General features: G+C 70.5%; 17 protein-coding genes, 1 tRNA gene and 1 pseudogene. 9 read left to right on the top strand and 10 right to left on the bottom strand.

All coding sequences use genetic code 11. The features are described 5' to 3' along the window. Positions 1–5: 5 nt before the first annotated feature. Together ACWFR1_RS32985 and ACWFR1_RS32980 are read left to right on the top strand one after the other, a co-directional pair. Positions 6–614 carry a hypothetical protein gene (locus ACWFR1_RS32985; protein ID WP_453557758.1) on the top strand — a complete coding sequence of 203 codons (609 nt, stop codon included), beginning with the start codon at positions 6–8 and terminating at the stop codon, positions 612–614. Then, positions 611–3,220 carry a GH25 family lysozyme gene (locus ACWFR1_RS32980; protein ID WP_453557756.1) on the top strand — a complete coding sequence of 870 codons (2,610 nt, stop codon included), beginning with the start codon at positions 611–613 and terminating at the stop codon, positions 3,218–3,220. The genes ACWFR1_RS32985 and ACWFR1_RS32980 overlap by 4 nt, the downstream gene beginning before the upstream one ends. 40 nt (positions 3,221–3,260) lie before the next feature. On the opposite strand, the gene ACWFR1_RS32975 is transcribed toward ACWFR1_RS32980, so the two are convergent. Both ACWFR1_RS32975 and dcd read right to left on the bottom strand, forming a co-directional pair. Beyond that, on the bottom strand, positions 3,261–3,758 hold the full coding sequence (locus tag ACWFR1_RS32975) for a phosphoribosyltransferase (protein ID WP_317596877.1): 498 nt from the start codon (positions 3,756–3,758) through the stop codon (positions 3,261–3,263). A gap of 13 nt (positions 3,759–3,771) precedes the next feature. Then, positions 3,772–4,347, bottom strand: coding sequence for a dCTP deaminase (gene dcd / locus ACWFR1_RS32970; RefSeq protein ID WP_384503099.1), 576 nt, complete (start codon positions 4,345–4,347; stop codon positions 3,772–3,774). A 415-nt stretch (positions 4,348–4,762) separates the two neighbouring features. Between dcd and ACWFR1_RS32965 the strand changes: the two genes are divergently transcribed. Both ACWFR1_RS32965 and ACWFR1_RS32960 read left to right on the top strand, forming a co-directional pair. Beyond that, a tRNA-Gly gene (locus ACWFR1_RS32965) sits at positions 4,763–4,836 on the top strand. Positions 4,837–4,972: 136 nt separating this feature from the next. Then, positions 4,973–5,089, top strand: a pseudogene (locus ACWFR1_RS32960) (serine hydrolase domain-containing protein); the annotation flags it as partial. Between the two features lie 38 nt (positions 5,090–5,127). Here ACWFR1_RS32960 and ACWFR1_RS32955 read toward each other — a convergent pair. Next, entirely contained in the window at positions 5,128–6,462 is a 1,335-nt protein-coding gene (locus tag ACWFR1_RS32955) for a hypothetical protein (RefSeq protein WP_453557754.1), read from the bottom strand. Between the two features lie 235 nt (positions 6,463–6,697). On the opposite strand from ACWFR1_RS32955, the gene ACWFR1_RS32950 reads away from it, so the two are divergent. Together ACWFR1_RS32950 and ACWFR1_RS32945 are read left to right on the top strand one after the other, a co-directional pair. Further along, complete coding sequence (locus ACWFR1_RS32950) at positions 6,698–7,666, top strand: formylglycine-generating enzyme family protein (protein WP_453557752.1); 969 nt, start codon at positions 6,698–6,700, stop codon at positions 7,664–7,666. 26 nt (positions 7,667–7,692) lie between these two features. Then, positions 7,693–8,958, top strand: a complete 1,266-nt coding sequence (locus tag ACWFR1_RS32945; protein ID WP_453557750.1) for a cation:proton antiporter — start codon at positions 7,693–7,695, stop codon at positions 8,956–8,958. 51 nt (positions 8,959–9,009) lie between these two features. Here the strand turns inward: ACWFR1_RS32945 and ACWFR1_RS32940 are convergent, their stop codons facing one another. The 7 genes from ACWFR1_RS32940 to ACWFR1_RS32910 form a co-directional block, all read right to left on the bottom strand. Beyond that, on the bottom strand, positions 9,010–10,290 hold the full coding sequence (locus ACWFR1_RS32940; RefSeq protein WP_453557798.1) for a PP2C family protein-serine/threonine phosphatase: 1,281 nt from the start codon (positions 10,288–10,290) through the stop codon (positions 9,010–9,012). A gap of 205 nt (positions 10,291–10,495) precedes the next feature. Further along, on the bottom strand, positions 10,496–12,850 hold the full coding sequence (locus ACWFR1_RS32935; protein WP_453557748.1) for an arylsulfatase: 2,355 nt from the start codon (positions 12,848–12,850) through the stop codon (positions 10,496–10,498). 248 nt (positions 12,851–13,098) lie between these two features. Continuing rightward, positions 13,099–13,524, bottom strand: a complete 426-nt coding sequence (locus ACWFR1_RS32930) for a DUF7144 family membrane protein (RefSeq protein WP_453557746.1) — start codon at positions 13,522–13,524, stop codon at positions 13,099–13,101. Positions 13,525–14,062: 538 nt separating this feature from the next. Continuing rightward, positions 14,063–14,305, bottom strand: coding sequence for an SHOCT domain-containing protein (locus tag ACWFR1_RS32925; RefSeq protein WP_453557744.1), 243 nt, complete (start codon positions 14,303–14,305; stop codon positions 14,063–14,065). Between the two features lie 105 nt (positions 14,306–14,410). Continuing rightward, positions 14,411–14,830 (bottom strand): DUF6325 family protein, encoded by a 420-nt coding sequence (locus ACWFR1_RS32920; RefSeq protein ID WP_453557742.1) that lies wholly within the window; start codon positions 14,828–14,830, stop codon positions 14,411–14,413. A gap of 25 nt (positions 14,831–14,855) precedes the next feature. Next, complete coding sequence (locus ACWFR1_RS32915; protein WP_453557740.1) at positions 14,856–15,260, bottom strand: SHOCT domain-containing protein; 405 nt, start codon at positions 15,258–15,260, stop codon at positions 14,856–14,858. Positions 15,261–16,093: 833 nt separating this feature from the next. Continuing rightward, positions 16,094–17,461 carry an MFS transporter gene (locus ACWFR1_RS32910; protein ID WP_453557738.1) on the bottom strand — a complete coding sequence of 456 codons (1,368 nt, stop codon included), beginning with the start codon at positions 17,459–17,461 and terminating at the stop codon, positions 16,094–16,096. Positions 17,462–17,517: 56 nt separating this feature from the next. Between ACWFR1_RS32910 and ACWFR1_RS32905 the strand changes: the two genes are divergently transcribed. The 3 genes from ACWFR1_RS32905 (at position 17,518) to ACWFR1_RS32895 (ending at position 20,691) form a co-directional block, all read left to right on the top strand. Beyond that, the gene (locus ACWFR1_RS32905) at positions 17,518–18,534 is read left to right on the top strand and encodes an ArsR/SmtB family transcription factor (protein ID WP_453557736.1); all 1,017 of its coding nucleotides are present in this window, start codon (positions 17,518–17,520) and stop codon (positions 18,532–18,534) included. Positions 18,535–19,027: 493 nt separating this feature from the next. Then, complete coding sequence (locus tag ACWFR1_RS32900; RefSeq protein WP_453557734.1) at positions 19,028–20,455, top strand: hypothetical protein; 1,428 nt, start codon at positions 19,028–19,030, stop codon at positions 20,453–20,455. Next, positions 20,452–20,691, top strand: coding sequence for a hypothetical protein (locus ACWFR1_RS32895; protein WP_453557732.1), 240 nt, complete (start codon positions 20,452–20,454; stop codon positions 20,689–20,691). Before ACWFR1_RS32900 ends, ACWFR1_RS32895 begins: the two co-directional genes overlap by 4 nt. Positions 20,692–21,004: the final 313 nt, after the last annotated feature.

Below are 21,004 nucleotides of genomic sequence, written 5' to 3'. Positions count from 1 at the left end.
GTCAGGTGCCCGAGTGGGTTGATGGCGAAGGACGGGGACCGTCCCGGCGGTCCGTCCTGCGGACGGCCGGCGCGCTGCTGCCGGCACTGGTCCTGGGGGTGGGCGCGGGCGGCACGGCCTCGGCGAGCGCGCCCCGGGCCTCCGGAACGGACGCCCCGGCCTCGGGAGCAGACGCCCGGGCCTCCGCGGCGGACGTCCTGGGAAGGTTCTCGTCACCCGGATACGCGTGGCGGGCCACGGAAGCACCGGCCCCCTCCGGCGCCCCGGCCGGCGGCGTGGTGTTCACCCTCACCGCACCGGACGGCGGGCCGCTGCCCGGCCGGCGCGTCCGGTTCTCCCTGAGCTCCTTCCACGCCGCCCGTCCCGGCTTCTGGTTCGAGGTGTCCGAGGGCCGCAAGTCCCCCGGCAGACACGGCTATCTGGACCTCGACACGGACGCGGACGGAACGGTCGACCTGACCTCCTGGCTCCGGCACGGCGCCGTACCGAACGCCGCGACAGCGGCACGCCCCGTGGTCCGGGCCCAACTGGTGGGCTCCGAGACGATCCTCGCCGCATCCCACCTCTCCGTCCTCCCCCTCCTCCCCACCACCCTTCAGAGAGGTGCACGTTGACGAGAACGGTCGCCGGGGCCGAGCAATGGGCTCGCCTGCACGTCACCGACGGTGGTGCCGCCGGCTTCGACAACGGCTCCAACTGGTCCGACATGTGCCAGTCCCTGATGTTCCGGGCGTGCGACCTGAGCAGCTCGCGGGGCACGGCGTACGACGCCTGGGAGGCATCGGGCGAGGGGCACCCGGACTACTCGGCCGCGCCCCGCGGGGCCTTCCACTGGTGGGCCAACGCGGTACGGCTCACCCCCGGCCACGTCGCCCTGGACCTCGACGGCGGCGGCACCCGCTGCCTGATGGCGACGGGCCATCTGTCGGGCGGGGAGGACTTCACCCCCGGCGGCTACCGCATCGGGACCCAGTCCGTGGCCCGGTACAACTCCCTCTCCGGCCTCGTCTACCTGGGCTGGACCCTGGACAACGTCGGTTCGCGGATGGCCGATCTGGGCACGCCGGGCCCCGGGGGCACCACGTACACCCTGACGACCGAGGACCAGAAGGTCCTGCAGACACTCGCGCAGCGCGGCGGCTACACCGGCCCCGTCGACGGCGCGATCGGCGTCAACGGCTGGAAGGGCGTGCAGACGGCGGTCCGCGGCTACGGCTACGCGGGCCCGGTCGACGGCCTGCCCGGCACCGAGACGTACAAGGCCGTCCAGGCCCTGGCCAGGGACGGCGGCTACACCGGCCCGGTCGACGGCGTCCTCGGCCCGAACACCATCCTCGGTGTGAAGGGCTGGCTGGCCTCGCACCCGCCGACGACGACACCGGCGCCGGGCCCGGCGCCGACCCCCTCACCGACGGACGCGGTGTACGGGATCGACGTCGGCACCAGCCAGGCGAACCTGGACTTCCTGGCCGCGCGCAGCGCCGGCTTCCGGTTCTGCGTCGTGAAGGCGGGCGGCTCCAACGACGGCACCCACCTGCCCTACACCTCGCCGCACTACGTCCGGCAGGTCGACGAGGCCCGGGCGGCCGGCTTCCTCGTCGGCCACTACTGGATGACCGGCTGGGGAGCGGCGGCCACCGACGCCGAGTACTTCCTCGCCCATCTGCGCGCCTACCGCCCCGGCGAGCCGCTGATGGTCGACGTCGAGGGCGTCGACCAGAGCCCGGTGTGGACGGACGCCCAGACGGCGCAGTTCATCGGCATCGTGAAGGCCCGCCTGGGCACGACGCCGTTCCTCTACACGTACTCGTCCCTGCTCCAGTCCCGCTCCTGGCCGCAGACGCAGGCGACGGGCGCGAAGCTCTGGATCGCGGACTACGGGGCCGCGGCGGGCAGCCCGCGGATCGGCACCGCGTATCCGGACTGGGCGATCCACCAGTTCAGCGACACGGGCTCGGTCAAGGGCGTCGCCGTGGACCTGAACCAGGCGAAGCCGGACGCGTTCGGGTCGGCGGTCCTGCCGCCCCCGGGAGCGAACCCGGTCCCCGACCCGGCGCCGGACATCCCGCTCGCCGACGGCGTGACCCTCCAGCGGATCGCGCAGCTCGGCGGCTACACCGGCCCGCTGGACGGCGTCCTCGGCCCCCTGTCGTGGAAGGGCGTCCAGACCCTCCTCACCCAGCTGGCGCTGTACAGCGGCCCGGTCGACGGCGTCCCCGGCACGAACACGTACAAGGGCCTCCAGCTGCTGGCGCAGCGCGGCGGCTACACGGGCCCGGTCGACGGGATCATGGGCCCGAACACGTACGCCGGGCTGCGCGGCTACCTGGACCAGGCCGGCGGTACGGGGACGGTGGCGCTCTCGACGGCGGACGCGAAGACGCTCCAGCAGGTCGCCCAGCGCGGCGGCTACGCGGGCCCGGTCGACGGGATCATGGGCCCGAACGGCTGGAAGGGCGTCCAGACCGTCCTCGCGCAGGGCTGGTTCACCGGCCCGATCGACGGGACGCCCGACCCGGACACGTACAAGGGGCTCCAGCGGCTGGCCGCCGACTACGGCTACACCGGTCCGATCGACGGCGTCCCCGGCACGAACACCTTCGCGGCGATCCGCACGTACCTGAGCGTGACGGGCGCGGGCCCCGGCCCGATCTCGACGGCCGACGGAACGATCCTCCAGAAGATCGCCAAGGGCGGCGGCTACACGGGCCCACTGGACGGCGTCCTCGGCCCCCTGTCGTGGAAGGGCGTCCAGACGGTCCTCCGAGGCTACGGCTACACCGGCCCACTGGACGGGACGCCCGCCACGAACACGTACAAGGGACTGCAGACCCTGGCGACGGCGGGCGGCTACTCGGGCCCGATAGACGGCGTCATGGGCACGAACTCGTGGAAGGGCGTCCAGACGGTGATGGGGCGCTTCGGCTACACGGGTCCGATCGACGGCGCGCCGGGGACGAACACGTACGCGGCGATGCAGCGGATGGCCGTGCTCGGCGGCTACACGGGCCCCGCCGACGGGGTGCTCGGCTCGTACAGCTGGGCCGGGATCCAGGCGTGCCTGCGCGGCTCGGGCTACTCGGGCCTGATCGACGGCGTCCCCGGCACGGCGACGTACGTGGCGGTCCAGCGACTGGCCCAGAACGGCGGCTACACGGGCCCGCTGGACGGGGTCCCGGGCACGTACACGTACCAGGCACTGAGCAACCTGGTCACCTGAGCCGGCTCAGGTGACCAGGTGACCGGATGAGGCAAGAGGGTCAGGCGTCGAGAACCTGGCCCTCACGCCGCACGACGGGCGGCTCGACCGACCACGGGAAGTTGATCCACTCGTCGGTCTTCTTCCACACGTACTCGCACTTCACGAGCGAGTGCGACTTCTCGTAGATGACGGCCGAGCGGACCTCGGCGACGTGGTCGACGCAGAAGTCGTGGACGAGCTTGAGCGTCTTGCCGGTGTCGGCGACGTCGTCGGTGATGAGCACCTTCTTGTCGCTGAAGTCGATCGCGTCGGGCACGGGCGCCAGCATGACCGGCATCTCCAGGGTGGTCCCCACGCCGGTGTAGAACTCCACGTTCACGAGGTGGATGTTCTTGCAGTCGAGCGCGTAGGCCAGACCGCCGGCGACGAAGACGCCGCCGCGGGCGATGGAGAGCACGATGTCGGGCTCGTAACCGTCGTCGGCGATGGTCTGCGCCAGCTCGCGGACGGCGGTCCCGAAGCCCTCGTACGTCAGGTTCTCGCGTACTTCACTCATGCCGGCTACCGCCTCACACCTGGGTCCGATGGAAGTTCATGAACGAGCGGGAGGCCGTCGGGCCCCGCTGTCCCTGGTACCGGGAGCCGTACCGCTCGCTCCCGTACGGGAACTCGGCGGGCGAGCTCAGCCGGAACAGGCAGAGCTGGCCGATCTTCATGCCCGGCCACAGCTTGATCGGCAGGGTGGCGAGGTTCGACAGCTCCAGGGTCACGTGCCCGGAGAAGCCGGGGTCGATGAACCCGGCGGTCGAGTGAGTGACCAGCCCGAGCCGCCCGAGGGAGCTCTTCCCCTCCAGCCGGGACGCGATGTCGTCCGGCAGGGAGATGACCTCGTAGGTCGAGGCGAGCACGAACTCGCCCGGGTGGAGGATGAACGCCTCGTCGCCCTCCGGCTCGACCTCCCGCGTCAGGTCGAGCTGCTCGACGGCGGGGTCGATGTGGGGGTAGCGGTGGTTCTCGAACACCCGGAAGAAGCGGTCAAGCCTCACGTCGATGCTCGAGGGCTGCACCATGGATTCGTCGTACGGGTCGATGCGCACCCGTCCGGCATCGATCTCGGCCCGGATGTCCTTGTCTGAGAGAAGCACGCCCCCACGATACGCAGAGGGCGCGGACCTGCCCCAATCGGCAGGGCTCCGCGCCCCGGCCCCCAGGCCGTGTCCCGCTCAGCGCTGCCCGAGCGCCACGGGCACCGCGTGCCGCAACCGCGCGCAGCGCGGACACCGGATGAGCCGCCCGGGCCCGATCCGCCCGGCCCCGAGCTGCTGAAGCGGGAACGACGCGGTACTGAACACATGCCCTTCGGCACAGCGGACGACGGTGCGCTCCATGGAACCCATCAAGTCCCTTCCCCTACACATGCGGTGGACGAGACAGCCACATTAGGGGATCAACAGGACACCCTCCAGGCGGCACTCCGCACACGCGGAGGCGTGAGCTTCGCCTCAAGTGGCGCGTGGGGTACAGTGTGCAACGATGCGGCACGGTTCATACGGCCGCTGTGCGGATGTAGTTTAATGGTAGAACATGAGCTTCCCAAGCTTATAGCGCGGGTTCGATTCCCGTCATCCGCTCCATAGCAAAGCCCCAGGTCAGAGACCTGGGGCTTCGTCGTTGTCTAGACCTCTCGGGGCTGGCCGTGCCCTCTACGTGCCCCAACTCGGGGATATGCCCTGCGCGGACCGGCACGCGGCGCACCACAGGCGCAGGCGCACCGGCACGTGGATCTCCCCCACCCAGGACCGGTGGGCGGTATTGCTGACCAACAAGCTCTACTACACCCGCGACCGCCAACCGCTGACGGACGTCCGCAACGCGTCTCGCGGTCTCTTGGGATGCCTACCCAGCTGCCGGGGTCCGCAAGCCCCTCACTGCTTGGACTCCGGCCGCGGAGGCACGGGAGAGCCTGCCGTCCCTGTCCTGCGGCCGTCGGCGGACAGCAGAGCGAGCACCGCGAGCACCGCGAGGAGGATCAGGACGAGCAGCAGCACGGTGAGGACCGTGGGGTGGTTCCACAGGGCGAACAGAAGGGCGATGAGCAGCAGGGCGCCGACGGTCAGCCACTTGCGGTGGGCCTCGGTCCAGGTGCCGACGGGCCCGGTGTTGATGCCGTGGCCGCCCCACCACCCGGCCGCCGAGTCGGCGCCGCGCTCGGCGGTGGAGCGGGTGGCGCAGGCCAGTCGGCCAGGGCCGATGAAGTAGGCGCCGAGGGCGATGACGATGCCCAGCACGATCGCGGTGCGCAGGGCGATCCGCAGGAAGTGCAGGAGATGGTCGAAAACGGCTGCCGCGGCCGCCTCGGACTGCACCTGCGGCAGGAGGTGGTCCAAGTAGTAGCGGCGGGCGACGACGAGGCCGATGGCGACGACCAGGCACGCGAAGGCCGCGCCCAGGGCCGTCTTCGCCAAGGCGCGCCGGCGCCGGTGGGCCAGGAACACCCCGCCCGCGGCCAGCACCACCGTCAGCACGGGCAGCCAGTTGCCGAGGACGTCCAGGGCGTGCGCGGCGCCCTGCATCTTCTCCAGCTTGTCGGACTGGAAGAGCACCATCTGCTTGTCGACGTCCGGGATCTTCTCCGCCGGCTCCAGGCCCGCGTCCACCAGCTCCTGCTTGACCTTGTCCACGGCCTCGCCGACGTCGAGGGTGACCGTGCCCTCCGAGACTCCGACCGCTCCGCGGCCCTTGCCGGTCAGGGCGTGCACCACGGCCGTGTGGGCGGCCCGGTTGGCGGTGACCCACACCTTCTCGAACCGGTCGCTCTCGACGAAACGGGTCGCCACCTTGTCCGCGGCCGAGTTCACGGCGTCGTCCAGCTGCGGGGCGAGCCCCCTGACCGCCTTGGCCGCGCGGGACGGCAGGCCCTGTGACTGCAGCCAGGCCGCGATCTCGGCGGTGACCTGCTTGCCGTCGACGCGTACGTCCACGGCATGGACGATCCGGTTGTGCGCGGCGGCCTCGATCGCCGGGTCGGAGGCGAGCGGTTTCATCGTGGCGACGTAGCGGTCCGTGTCGAGGGCGATGTCGTGCACCCACACGGTCAGCACCGACACGGGGACCAGGATGCAGGCGAGGACGATCAGGAACGCCGAGCCCACCTTCCGGGCGATTCTGCCCGGGCCGGCCAGGTGCGACCTGCCGGCCTTGCTGCCCGAGGAGGAATCCCCCTGCGTGGGGTCGTGCGGTGGTTCCTGCGGGCTTGCCATGCGCCCTCCAGACAGAGACGCAGCCTGTCACGGCTGCCGCTGGTATCCATTCCTCCCGATCGCCGTGGAGTCGGCATCCCGGGGTGCGCCATCTGGAGCCAGGCACGCGGTGGCGCGGGCAGGACGCGGGGCGGCACGGGAGCCGTCGTCCACGCCGTGTCGATGCCGAGTGCGGACGGGTCGGGACCCGATCATGAGCGGATCGACCCGTTCGCTCCCGATTGGTGCGCCGCCCATGCCGGAAAGTGGATCACGCAGGAACTGCTGCAGTCCGTCCAGGGGCGAGGCGGGGCGGCGCGCGGATACCCCCCGGGCGGCCGCGTCCGGCGGCCGGCCGGCGGACCGCATGGTCCGCGTTCCCGGCGGTGAGTTCCTGATGGGGGCGGAGGACCACTGGGCCGTGCCCGGCGATGGAGAAGGGCCTGTCCATACGGTGCGGCTCGCGTCCTTCTGGATCGACCGCTGTGCCGTCTCCAACGCGGCATTCCGGGACTTCACCGAGGCGACCGGATTCATCACGGATGCCGAGCGTTACGGCTGGTCGTTCGTGTTCGCCGGGCTTCTGCCGCCCGACTTTCCCGACACCCGGGCGGTCGCCGAGGCTCCTTGGTGGAGGCAGGTGTACGGGGCGTGCTGGCGCCACCCCGAGGGGCCCGCATCCGATGTACGCGACCGCGCCGATCACCCGGTCGTCCACGTCTCGTGGAACGACGCCACGGCCTACGCCGCCTGGGCGGGAAAACGGCTGCCGACCGAGGCGGAGTGGGAGTACGCCGCCCGTGGCGGCCTCGAACAGCGCGTGTTCCCCTGGGGCGACGGGCTGGAGCCCGGCGGTGAGCACCGGATGAACGTGTGGCAGGGCAGCTTCCCCGACCACAACACCGGCGCGGACGGCTGGTACGGCACGGCGCCCGTCACCGCGTACCCCCCGAACGATTACGGCCTGCACAACATGTGCGGCAACGTCTGGGAGTGGTGCGCGGACTGGTACTCGCCCGCCTACTACGAAAGCAGCCCGAAGGACGGTCCCCTCGGCCCTTCGCTCGGCGTGCAGCGCGTGATCCGCGGCGGGTCCTACCTCTGCCACGCCTCCTACTGCCGCCGCTACCGCGTCGCCGCCCGCAGCTCCAGTACCCCCGACAGCAGCACCGGCAACCAGGGGTTCCGCTGCGCCCGCGACGACACGCCGGCGACGGCCCGGTGAGCGGCAGCGCGTGGACAGGGGCGGCCGTGGCCGCCGTCACCGCGGGGTACGCGCTCTTCTCCGGGCGGCTGTCCACGACTGCCGTGTCCGGGCCGATGGTGTTCACCGGCTTCGGGGTGGCCCTCGGTCCGATCGGGCTCGACCTCCTCAGTCTGCAGCACGACGCGGGCCCGGTGCTCACCCTGGTGGAAGCGGCTCTGACCCTGGTCCTGCTGACCGACGCCATGTCCGTACACCGTCGTGATCTGCGCGTCGGCGGATTCCTCCCCGGGCGACTGCTGGGAATCGGGCTGCCCCTGACCATCGGGGCCGGCTGGCTCCTCGCCTGGGCGCTGCTGCCGGGCCTGACCGTATGGGAACTGGCGCTGGTCGGGACGATCCTGGCCCCGACCGACGCGGCGCTGGGCAAGACCGCGGTCTCCAGCCCGCGTGTGCCCCCGCTCGTGCGCAGCGGCCTCAATGTCGAGAGCGGCCTCAACGACGGTATGGCGCTGCCCTTCTTCCTGCTGTTCCTCGCGGCGCTGCCTGGAACCACGGCCTCGGAGGAGGGAGTCGCCGGGGTCTTCTGGCGGGCGCTCGTGCTCAGCACCGCGCTGGGTCTCGCCGTGGGATGGGGCGGCGGATGGCTGCTGCGGCAAGCGCGCGCGAGGAGCTGGGCCGGTGACGACTGGCGGCAGGTGTTCGTCCTTGCCGTGGCGGCAGGCGCCTACACGCTGGCGGTCGTCGTCGACGGAAGCGGGTTCATCGCGGCCTGGGTGGCCGGCTTCGCCTTCGGGATCTCGCTGCGGCAGAGCGCGACAGCGGACACACCGGCCGCCGCCGAGGACACCGCCGACCTCGCCGAGCGTCTCGCCGAGCTGCTCGCGTCCTTGAGCTTCCTGGTCTTCGGCGCCGTCCTGCTCGGTCCGACGCTGGAGCACCTCGACTGGCGGATCATCACCTACGCCGTGCTGAGCCTCACCGTGGTCCGGATGCTGCCCGTCGCCCTCTCCCTGGCCGGAACCCGCCTGGCCCTTCCCACGGTCGGCTACGTCGGGTGGTTCGGGCCGCGCGGACTCGCCTCCGTCGTCTTCGGGCTTCTCGTGGTGGAGGAACACGTCCCGGGCGTGCAGCTCCTCGGCCGGGTCATCGCGGTCACGGTCGCGCTGAGCATCCTGCTGCACGGGATGTCCGCCGTCGTTCTCGCCAACCGGTACGGTGCCTGGCACAAGCATGCCGCCGCCGAGCGGCCACACCTGCGTGAGGGCGTGCCCGAACAGGAGGACGCCGGGTCCCCACCCACCGCGCGGTAGTGCAGGAGGACCCGACGGTGCCCGCACCAGCGTGGCGTCCGGGCCGACAGCTCACCGCTCGACCTGCCATGGAGGCTCTGCGGGAGTCCGCACGGCGAGCAGCGCGAGGTCGTCGGAGCCGGTGCTGGGACGGTTGTCGGCGAGTGCCCGGACGAGGGAGGCGAGCGGCTCGCCGAGGACCGTGGCGGCGGTCGCCGCGACCGCGTGCAGCCCTTCGTCGAGGTGCCGGCCCGGGTGTTCGACCAGGCCGTCGGTGAACAGGACGACGGTGGATCCCCGTGGCAGCGGGCAGGTGTGATCGGTGCGTGGGTGGTCAGGATCCACGCCCAGGGGCAGATCGGGGTCCGTGTCCAGGTATCGGGCACGTCCGTCGGGAGTGAGCAGGAGGGGCGGCAGGTGTCCAGCGCTGCTCCAGTGCAGCTGCCAGGTATGGGCGGAGGGTTCTATGCGGGCCACGCAGACCGTGGTGACAGGGTTCTCGGTGATCGCCTGCAGGGTGTGGTCGACCTGCGCCAGGACGGCACTCGGCGGGGTGCGCCGGTCGTAGAGCACGGCGCGCAGCATGTTGCGGGTCTGTGCCATGGCTGCCGCGGCCTGCAGGTCGTGGCCCACGACATCTCCGATGACCGCCGCGCAGACATTGTCGGGCAGCAGCATGGCGTCGTACCAGTCCCCGCCGAGGTAGGCGGGGGTGGAAGCCGGCTGGTACGCCGCTGCGGCGGTGAACGGGTGCAGGTCGGGAAGGCTCGGCAGGAGGAGGCGCTGGAAGCGTTCGGTGGCGCTGCGCAGTTGTTCGTAGAGGCGGGCGTTCTCGATGGCCACGCCGGCCGCTCCGGCCAGGGCGACGAGAACCGCCTCGTCGTGGGCGTCGAACGGCTGACCGTCGCGCCGGTCGGACAGGTACAGGTTGCCGTAGATCTGGCCGCGCACGCTGATGGCGACCCCGAGAAGACTGTGCATGGGCGGGTGGCCGGGCGGGAAACCGACCGATTTCGGATGGTGCGCGATCTCCTCCACCCGCAGCGGCTCGGGGTGGCGGATGAGGTGCCCCAGCAGCCCGCCCCCGCGCGGGAACTCCACGCCGGACAGATCGGCCCGCTCGTGCTCCGTGAGCCCGACGGGGATGAACTCCGACAGGCTGTCCCCCTGCTCGGCCAGTACGCCCAGTGCGCCGTACCGCGCGTTGACCAGCTCCATGGCGGTGCCCACGATCCGGCGCAGCACAGTAGGAAGGTCGAGGTCCCGGCTGACCGCCAGCACCGCTTCCAGCAGTCGCTGCATCCGCCGTTGCCCGCTGCCCAGCTCCGCGATCTGCTCGTCCATGAGCTCCATGTGGATGTTCTGGACCACTTGTGGTCCGGACAGGCCGTGGGGCTCCCTCCGCGGGCGGTGGTGCTCGTCCTCCGCTGCCACCTCTCCACCCCCTTCCACGTGGGCGTTTGACATCGGCACCTTTGGGGGCCCTTCACGCGGGATGTCGAGTGCTGAGCCTCGTAACGCCCCGGCGCTCAGGGCTCAGCACGTCGGCGCCTCACGGTCAGTCGATCGCGAACCAGCCGCGGACCTGGGCCTCGTGGTCGGTGTAGCGCTCGCCGGAGACGTCGACGACGACCTTGTCGATGGTGCCGCCGGTGAAGCGGAACGGTGCCCGATAGTCGGGGGTGACGGGCGAGGCGCCATCGCGGCCCACACAGATCCCGTCCCCGACGACGCAGAAGTACCCGGGCTGGGTGACGATGTCACCGCTGCCCACCTGCTGGTCGTCGACGTACAGGGTGAGGGTTCCGGCCGCACCCGGCATCGCCGGATCGGCGCTGCGTCCGCTCGCGGTGAACTCTGCGGTGAGCACGTGCCTGCCCGGCTTGATCTCACCGTCGGCTTCCACGAGTTGCAGGTGGGTGCCCACCCAGTTGAACGCGTAGCGCAGACGGCGGTTCTTGACGTAGAGGCTGTGACCGCCGGCGATGCCCCCGTGGGCATACAAGACGCCCTCGGCGTCGGACGACTCAATGTCGACACCCGCGGCGATGGTGTACGACCGGCCGCTGATCACGACGCCGGACTGCTCGGGCACCGAGGCGCAGTCGGGGTAGTAGACGTAGCGTTCGCGCGGTGGGGTGCCGTGCGGGCGCTCGGCGAGCGTCTGTTCCAGGGCGGTGCGGTCGTCAAGCGGCAGCCCGTTGTAGATGCCCGCGTAGTAGTACCAAAGGCTCTTGAGCGTCTCGAGCTGCTCCGGCTCCTGCGCCGCGACGTCCCTGGACTGCGCGCGGTCCTTGGTGAGGTTGTAGAGCTCCCACTGGTCGTGGGCGAAGCCGCCCCAGCCGCTCAGCGGCGGGTGCACGGTGCAGGCCAGCCACCCGTCGTGGTAGATCGAGCGCTGCCCCAGCATCGCGTAGAACTGGGTCTGCTTTCCCGGCACGGTGGGGTCGGTGAGCGAGGCCGCGAAGCTCTCGCCCTCGATCGGGTTCTGCGGGTACCCCTTGACCACGGAGGGCGGCTCGATGTCCAGCAGTTCGTAGAGCGTGGGGACGACATCGACGGCGTGGACGTACTGCTGGCGCACCTCGCCGCGCGCCTTGAGCTTGGCGGGCCAGGCGACCAGGCACATGTCGGCCACGCCACCCTCGTAGCCCGCCCAGCGCTTCCAGTACGGGAACGGGGTGTCGAACGCCCACGCCCATCCGGTGTTGTAGTGGTTGTAGGAGGCTGGGCTGCCGAGCTCGTCGATGTGTTCCAGGGACAACTCGGTCGGAGTGTTCAGGCCGTTGAAGAACCGCCACTCGTTGAACGTGCCGTCGGGCCCGCCCTCGCCGCTTCCGCCGTTGTCGGAGACGGCCACGATGATCGTGTTGTCGAGTTCGCCGGCCTCCTCGAGGAAGTCGATCACCCGGCCGAGCTGGTCGTCGCTGTACGAGACATAGCCGGCGAAGACCTCGGCCATCCGGATGAACAGCCGCTTCTCGTCGTCGCCGAGCGTGTCCCAGGGGCGGACGGTGTCCAGCCTCGGCCACGGCTGCCCGTCCGGGCCGGTCACCTGAGGCTCGCCATGAGGGTTGATCGCGGACAGTTCGGTGCCCTCGGGCAGCAGCCCGAGCTCCTTCTGACGCCGGAGGATCTCCGTCCGGATCGCCTCGTAGCCCTGGTCGAACACGCCCTTGTACGCGTCGGCCCACTCCTTGAAGACCTGATGCGGCGCATGGGCCGCATCCAGCGCCAGGTACATGAAGAACGGCTTGTCGGGCTCGACGACCTTGGCGTCCTTGATGAACGCGATGGCCTTGTCGGAGAGGTCCTTGGCGATGTGGTAGCCCTCGTCGGGAGTGGCCGGCGGTTCGACCGGGTGGTTGTCGTGAACCAGGTCCGGATACCAGCAGCTCGACTCGCCGCCGAGGAAGCCGTAGAACCGCTCGAAGCCGCGCCCCAGCGGCCAGCGCCCCTTGTAGGCCGCCATGCTGGTCTCTTCACCAGGGGTGAGGTGCCACTTGCCGACGCAATACGTGTTGTAGCCGCGCTCGGCCAGGACCTCGGAGATGAAACCGTTCTCGAACGGGATGCGGGTGGAGATCCCCGGGAAGCCGGCACTGAACTCGGCGATCGTGGCCATGCCGTTCGACGTTGCGTTGCGGCCGGTCAGCAGCGAGGCCCTGGTCGGGGAGCAGAGTGCGGTGGTGTGGAAGTTCGAGTACCGCACGCCCATGTCCGCGATCCGCGACATCGTCGGAGTTCTCACCGGGCCACCGAAGCAGTCCATCGTCCCGTAGCCGACGTCGTCCCAGGCGATCACCAGCACGTTCGGGGCGCCCTTGGGTGCCTTCGGCGCCAGGAACGGCTCCCAGTCCGGCTCCGAGTCGTGGATGTCGAGGGCGATCTTCCCCCTGAAGTCCTTCGCCATGCCCTTCTCCTCTGCCGATCGGTTCCGAGCGAACCGTCGTCCGTGTTTCGTGCGCGTCAGTCCTGCCGGATCATCAACTCCCTTACGTCGTGCCGCTGCAGCGGCACGACGAGCGCATCAGCCAGGCCCAGAACTCGGCTCGCGCGAGATCCTCACTTTCCCCTTCACGGGGTCGGGCTCCTCGAAGGAGGCGATCTCTCGGTCAGCGCTGCGCCGCCGGTCTCGCGTAGCGAGCCGGCGGCGGCGAATCAGTCCTGCCCGGCTGTTCTGGTCGTTCCGGCGCAGAGAGCCCAGATCACGAAGACGTCGATGGCGATCAGGACGATGGCCCAGAACGGGTAGTAGGGCAGCCACAGGAAGTTGGCGAGCATACCGAGCCCGGCGAGGGCGATGCCGATGATGCGTGCCCACAAGGCGCCGGTGAAGAGGGCAAGACCCGCCAGGACGATGAGGATGCCCAGGATGAGGTGGATCCAGCCCCAGCCGGTGGTGTTCATCTTGAAGGCGTAGTCGCGGGTGACGACGATCAGGTCGTCCTTGGCGATGGCGGCGATCCCCTCGAAAATCGCCATGGTGCCGCCGAAGATCATCAGCACTGCGGCGAAGACCGTCCAGCCGGTTGCGAACCGCCTTGGGGAAGTCTGACCGCGCGCTCCGCTGACGTTGCTGGCCATATCCGGCTCCTTCGAGAAGACCTCGTCGCCGAATCGGGCGACCTGGTCGGAGACTCCATATCCAGGCTGCCACGAGGAAGGCCAGGCAGCACCTCCGGACTGCCCGATACCGCTCCCTCGGGCCCGCCGGCGGTGTCTGCGTCGGAGGGTTGCGTGCGGGCGCCGCCCGGCCGCAGGCGATGGTGGGTTCCGTCAGGCCGTCAGACCGGCATGCGAAACCACCAGATGGCCAGACTCCGTCGCTGTGCGAGCGGCAAGGCGGAGCTCCGCTCGCGTGATCTCTGCGGCCGGGGTTCAACACCCGCGACGACGCTGCCATTGCATTCTGCCGAGCGGTGACCAGTGCTCAGTGGGCTGTCGGCGTACACCCACGCGTACGCCGACAGCCGCCGACACGGGCACACGTCCCACTACATCCGAGGCGCCGCCCTGGACGCGCGGCCCGAGCTGCCGCGCCAAGCCCCCACGGGGGCGGCCTCGCTGCGAACCTTCTCATCCGGTGCGGATCAGCTTGACTCCTACGCAGGTCAGGGGCTTGTCAGCCTCTGAGGATGCGGTCCTTCTGGACGGCGAACTCTTCGTCCGACAGCACACCCTGCTCGTGGAGCTTCCCCAGTCGTTCGAGGTTGCTGAGCGCTTCGTCCGTCAGCCCTGAAGAGGGCGACGGGCCCGGCGGCACCTCCGCAGCGGCAGCCGCGTCAGGTGCGGTTTCCTGTACAGCCGCTCGCTCGGCCTGGTGCCGGGCGACCCGGCCGGAGACCGCGGTCGCCGTGCCTGCCACCACTGCAGTCCGGGCGGCTACGCCGACAACACCAGGGCGCCCTGCACGCATCGGGCGACGACGCAGCATGGTCCTCACGTTCCCTTTCCGATCCTCTATGCCCCGTCAGGCCGCGTCTTGGTAGGCCCGTTCCACTGCTTCGGCGGGGATGCGCTCGTGTGCGAGCAGTTCTCCTCCGGCGCGACGGATCGCCCCGGTGATCCCGGCGGCCCAGGTGTCCTCCCACAGGAGGATGGCCGCCGAGGAGTCCGGCACGAGTTCCTCGGCGATCAGGTCGAGGTCCTCCTGGCTGAACAGTCCGCCGACCTCGCCCTCGATGTCGTCGAACACCGACGCCTCCGTGGGGTCGAGGGCGTCGAGCTCGACATAGGAGACGGTGCCGTCGGCGTCCTTCTTGATGAAGGTCAGATCGAGGATCCGCACCGTGCCGCTCGCCACGAGTCCCTTGAGCTCCGGTGCGATCTCGCCTCGGAACCGGTTGCCGGGAAAGGCGACGACGACGTACTCGACAGGTCCCACGTCCATGGCTGTGCCCCTTCTTCGCCCACCGTCAGCCGGCGAGCACCTTCTCCTTGGCGCGCTCGTACTCCGCGGCCGTGATGTCGCCGTGGTTCTTGAGGTCGGCGAGCTTCGCCAGCTGGTCTGCGTGTCCGGTGCCGCCCGGTGTCTCGGTCGCGGTGGCGGCGGCCCTTATGTACTCCTGGAACTCCCGCTCGTTCGTGCGTGCCCGTTGCACCTCGCGCTGCCCCATGCCCTTCCCGCGGGCGATGAGGTAGACGAAGCAGCCGAGGAACGGCAGGAGGACGACGAAGGCGGTCCATCCGGCCTTGCCCCAGCCGTTCATGGCGTCGTCGCGGAAGATGTCGCCGATGATGCGGAAGAGCAGCATGAACCACAGGACCCAGAGGAAGACCCACATGATCGTCCAAAAGGTGTTCAGGAGGGGATAGTCCACGGTTCTCTCCTCTCGCGCTGCCACAGGTCACTGACGGCCCATGGCGATGCGGTGCGGTCCTCCGGCCGGATGCAGTGGTCGGCGTCGTGGGAGCCGGTGGCGAGCTCGACCCAGTGGATGTCCCGTCGGCAGGAGGAAGGGTGCGGCAGTACGGACCAGGAGTGTCGCCACGGTCCGGAGACCCCCTCCGACACAGCCGGGCGTCCCCGCCCTTCCGTGCCCGGCACCGGGCCCCCCCCAGGCCGTGTGCCTCAGAGAATGCGGGACCCACCCGGAGACACTTTCCGCCGCCTGCTCGGGCACTCGTGGGACGCATGCGCAACACCGCCAAGGGAACTGGGCCGGCGCTCCTGGCGGATCGTGCCTGGACCGCCTCCCCGGTGACACCGGGCGCGAGTCCACCACCTCCACGATCGCACGCCCGGCTGTCGACCGCATGCTGCCTCGCGGACGCCTGCTCGCCGCCCTCACGGTGCGCGCGACCGCCACGTCGGCCTCCGGGAGCCCGGCCGGGAGCCGGCCTCCCCGGCTCTGGTTTCGGCGGGCGTGGACCTGACCGGCCCCGCATGTCGACTTCCTCGGGGGTCTGATCCGCAGCAGGTCGGCGGCCGTGCCACAACGTGCCAGTAGGGGCGGTAAACAGCGGTCGACAAGGGGGCCGCCGAAGCAAGCAGGACGAGGCCATTAGGGGCGCGTTCTTGCAGGTCAGACGCCATGCACGGGCCCAAGTACCGGGTGATTCCCAAGCTTATAGCGCGGGTTCGATTCCCGTCATCCGCTCTTCTACGAAGCCCCAGGTCAGCGACCTGGGGCTTCGTAGTTGTCCAGACCTCCTAGGGGCTGTCGTGTCCTCCGCGTGCCCCGTCTCGCAGGCACGCCCTGCCGGGAGGGCTCACTTGGACCTCCCGGCAGCCTCGTACCGCCCAGCGAGCGGTGGCGGGCAGGGCGAGTGCCGCAACGGCGAAGAGGGCAGCCAAGGCGCCCCAGCCCGTGGTGCCGTGGGGGAGGACGAACGCGGTCAGCAGGCCGGGACCCAGCGCCTGGCTGACGGAGATCCCGGTCTGGTAGATGCCCTGGTAGGTGCCTTGAGCGTGCTCGGGGGCCAGGTCGTAGGAGAGGGCCCAGCTGCCCGCTTGCGAGGTGACCTCGCCGAGGGTCAGCAGGACGACGGCGGCCACGAGAACCACCGTGGCCGTGAACGGTGACTGGTCGGCGGCGCACGCGATGGCGATACAGGCGGCAGCGACAAGGAGACCGCCACGGCGGAAGGCGCGCGCCGCCTGAGCCGGGCCGGTGACGCCGCGGGCGGCCCGGACCTGAAGAGCGACGACAAGGGCTGTGTTGGCGACGAGGAGCCAGCCGACCATGGTCTGCGGCGCGCTGGTGTAGGTGAGAAGCCACAGCGGCAGCCCCACTTCGAGAACGACGTAGAGGGTGTTCACGACCGCGTTGAGCGCGGTGACGGCGAGATAGGGCACATCGCGAAGCGGGTGGGGCACGTGTCGCCCGGTCCCAGGTACGGGGGTGCCCCGCCGGGACGCTGCCACCCTGACTGTCCGGGGCGTCTGCGCGGGTGCCGGACGGGTCGGCGCGGGAATCGCGCGCAGCGGAATCAGCGCGAGGAGGAACGCGGCGGCACTCAGGCAGATCGCCCCCCGGTATGCCGCATCGGTGTCGAAGGCGAGGACGACCGATCCGAGAGCGGCGCCGGCTCCGATGCCCACGTTGTTGACCGCCCGCAGCAGCGCCAGGGCACGGGTGCGCAGGTCGGGAGGGAGGACGTGCGCGTACAGGGCGCCGCGCGCGGCGGCGTTGGCGCGGCTGCCGGCCGTGGCCAGGCAGGCCAGGGCGAGGAAGAGCGGGAAGGACCCGGCGACGGCGTACAGGGCGATCGCGGCTGCTTGCAGGAGGTGCAGACAGGTCAGGACCCTTTTCGCGTTCCAGCGGTCGCACGCGCGGCCGGCGGGGAGGGCGGCCAGGATCCCGCACAGTCCCGCCACCGTCAGCGCCAGCCCGACCTGCGCGACGGGGTACCCCAGCCCCCGGGTGAACCACAGGGTGCTGACTGTCAGGAAGAGCCCGTTGCCGACGGCGTTGACCGACAGCAACGCGGCGAGCCCTCGCACGGTCGGGTCGCCGCTCAGCCGGGGAGTCGGGGCGGGAGGGGCCGGCATCGGCGCCGGGGTGGTCCTGGTGTTCATGACCGCCAGCACACCTTCGGCCTGGCACATGCGGAATGGATTTACCCTGGTACTTAATGATTCGTTTCCGTCTGGGCCTGTCTGACCTGGCGGCGACCTCGTTCGGCTACTCGCCGTTGCAGGAGACCGTTCTCAGCCTGCGGATGTGGAGTGACCACGCGCGGCGCTTCCCCGCTCTGCGCGAGACCTTCGCCGGCCTTCGCCCGGCCTTCGAACGCCTCGACCACGTCCTGCTGACCTCGCTGGTGGCCCGCCGCCGGTACTGGGTCCCCGATTTCCTCACTCCCCGGCCGCACGCCTCCGCCCCCGACGTCCGCCGTGAGTTCGACGCGCTGCGCGCCACCGACCCGGCCGCGGTGCGGACCGGCCTGGAGCAGACGTTCCTGCCTCTGGGCGAGCCGGTCCCGGCCAGGCTGGCCGACGCCTGGGGGGACCCGGCCCGCCTGCTCACCGACATCGCCGACGCCCTGGAGGAGTACTGGACGGAGTGCCTGCGACCCGTCTGGTGGCCCAGGGCCAAGGCGGTGCTGGAGGCCGACATCGCGTACCGCGCCCGCATCCTGGTCGAAGGCGGCGCGGACGCCCTGTTCACCGGGATCAGCTCACGGCTGTCCTGGGCGGAGGACATGCTCACCGTCGAACGCAACGGCCCGTGGCCCTCTCCACCGACCGAGATCCCGATCGACGGACGCCGCCTGCTGCTGACCCCCAGCTGCTTCGCGGACGGCGTCTCCACCATGCTCAGCTCCCAGGCGCTGCCTCACATCGTCTACGGCGCACGCGGCCTGGGCACCCTTGCCGAACGCCCCGAGCCGCCGGCCTCCCGGGCCCTGGAACGGCTCCTGGGCGCCCCACGCGCGCGCCTGCTGACCCTCCTGGCCGAGCCTGCCTCCACCACGGAGCTCGCCCACCGCCTCGGCGTCACCCCCGCCGCCGTCAGCCAGCACCTGTCCGTCCTCCGAGCAGCTCACCTTCTGGAGCGGACCCGCGACGGGCGCCACGTCCGCTACCGGCACAGCGCGCTCGGCGCGGCCCTGTGCGAACCCCACCCCGGCCACAGCTCCGACGACTGACCACTGGGCCTTGGACCCCGATCCCCTCCTACGGCCATCTCCCTCGCCGCCACACCGCAAGCCGTGCCACAACGTGCCAGTAGCGGCGGTGAACAGCGGTCACCAAAGGGGCCGCAACGTCACTCGGAGCAGGAGCACATCAGCCTGTTTTCGCAGGTCAGCCACCATGCTGACGCCCCAGTACCGGGTGATTCCCAAGCTTATAGCGCGAGTTCGATTCCCGTCATCCGCTCCACAGTAAAGCCCCAGGTCAGCGACCTGGGGCTTCCGTATTGTCCGGCGTTGCCGGAACTGCAGCCTCGGCCACCCCGGCAACGAGCGCGGGTCCATCCTGCCGGTCGACGGCATGGTGTCCCTTCGGGCGCTCCAGGGAGCATGGGGGAGCCGTGCAGGGGACCGATGCGGAGGCGAGACGCCGATGGGCCACGAACGCAGGACAACCCTCTGGATCGTCCCAGGCCGTACTCGCGCCACACCGACCGCGGGAGGGATCGTGCGATACAGCAGGAGGCAGAGGGAAGGGCGGGATCCGGAACTCGCCGCCGAGGTGACGGCCTTCGGTGAACTGCTGACCGTGCACCTCTTCCAGCCGGGGACTCCTGGAACGCCGCCGGAGGCGGTGGCGGACTGGGCGCGTGCCCTTGACGCGTACGAGGCGGCCGGCCGGGCCCTGCGTCACGACTGCCGCGAGGACGTCCTTCGGCACCTGGACGACGGCCGGCACGCCATGGCGTGTCTGGAGTCCCGCCTGACGGGTGGGCCGTTGCCCGTGCGGTTCCCGCTCTGCTTCTTCGACCCTCGGCACGGGCCGTCGACCGCCGAAGTGCCGTGGACGCCCCCGGGCGGTATGCGGCGCCAGGTCCCGGTGTGCGCGGCGGACGAGGTGCGCCTGCGCGAAGGCTCGCTCCCGATTGCCAGCGGCCACCCCGCACGGCGCGCGGCCGCCCCGGTGCCGTCGCTGCGCGACCGAATCGACTGGGACAAGCTGGCTGTGCCGGGAGTGGCCGCCGCGTTCCTCGGGTACGCAGTCGCCCTGTTCGCCGTCGGCGACGCGGCGGGAGGCATGGTCTACCTCGTCGCGGGCTACGTCCCGGCGGGCTTCGCGTTGTTGTCGGGCGTTCCCCTCTTCTCGTCGGCGTCCACGCTGTGGGCGCTGATCCGCCGGGGCCACCTGACCCACGCGGACTTCGACCGCTCGGAGGAGACCTCTTCGGGCCACCTGCACGTCCACGCCGTCACCGACGTCTCCGGGCGGCGGTACGAGCACGTACGGAGGGTGAGCGGTCCCGCCGTGAGGCCCCTGCCGTACCGGCGCGTCTGGTACGTGCGGGGGCGCGAGGGCGAGGGTGAAGTCCTCGACGGCTGGGCCGTCCTGAGGCTGCCCGTCGTCGTTCTGGTCTCGCTGCCGATCTTCGCCGCGAGCGCGGCCGCCACCCTTTACCTGATCCCGGGGCGGCTCACCCTCGATACCCTGCGCAGGAGCCGAGTCAGGCCATGCGCAGTGTGGACGCCTGGGTCCTTGAAGCGGAATCCCCCTCGGGTTACACCGACCACTGGCGGCACCGGTGCCCACAGACGCACCAACAGAGGACACACCATGAAGTGGCAATGGATCGGCCTGATCGCCTTCTCGCTCACTCTGCTGCCCGTCGCGGTAGCGATGATCACCGATCGGGTACCGCGCCGCCTGCGGGGAAAGCTGACACCCGTGCGGCCGCGCGGCTGGGGCTTCCTGCTGATCTACGCCACCGCACCCGTCAACGCCGTACCGCGCCTCGCCGGGGCCTCCCCCGACACCACCCTGGCCTGCACCGCCGCCGGCGGCGGCCTCGGGGTGGTCGGGTGCCTGGTGCTCGGTGTCGCCACGCGCCGACGCCTGCACCGGCCCCCGGCCGCATCCTCGGAAACGGCCTGGCGTTGAAGCCGGCCCCGACCTTCCGGCCGGGCCTGTGGCGCGAGGCCGCATCACTGATCGCGTGGTGGGGAATGATCACCCTCGCCCTGTGGGTCGTGGGCCGGATGCTCGGCACGCAGGCACCGCTCGGGCCGTATGCGGCATCCGCCGCCCTGATGATCGTCGTCGGAGAGTCCGGTGACCGGGTGCGCCGGCGCTGGAAGTCGCGGCGACAGCGCGCCGCACCAAGTCCGCGCCCCTGATGTCTTCGGCACGGCCGTGCCACAACGTGCCAGTAGGGGCGGTAAACAGCGGTCGACAAGGGTTCTGCAGAACCAGCCAGAACGGGGCAGCCGACAGACGTTCTCGCAGGTCAGAGGCTACGCCAAGGTCACGGCGCCGGATGCTTCCCAAGCTTATAGCGCGGGTTCGATTCCCGTCATCCGCTTCATAGCTAAGCCCCAGGTCAGAGACCTGGGGCTTAGCCTCGCGCTTTCATGAAGCGGGCTGTCCGACGGGTGGTCAGGTAAGCAGAAAGTGCCTCTGACCAGCAAGAATGAGGATTGTCGAGGTCCT

This window comes from Streptomyces sp. NPDC055103, assembly GCF_053607625.1.
The sequence above is the reverse complement of the archived record's forward strand: the minus strand, read 5'-3'. Positions and strand labels throughout refer to the sequence as shown.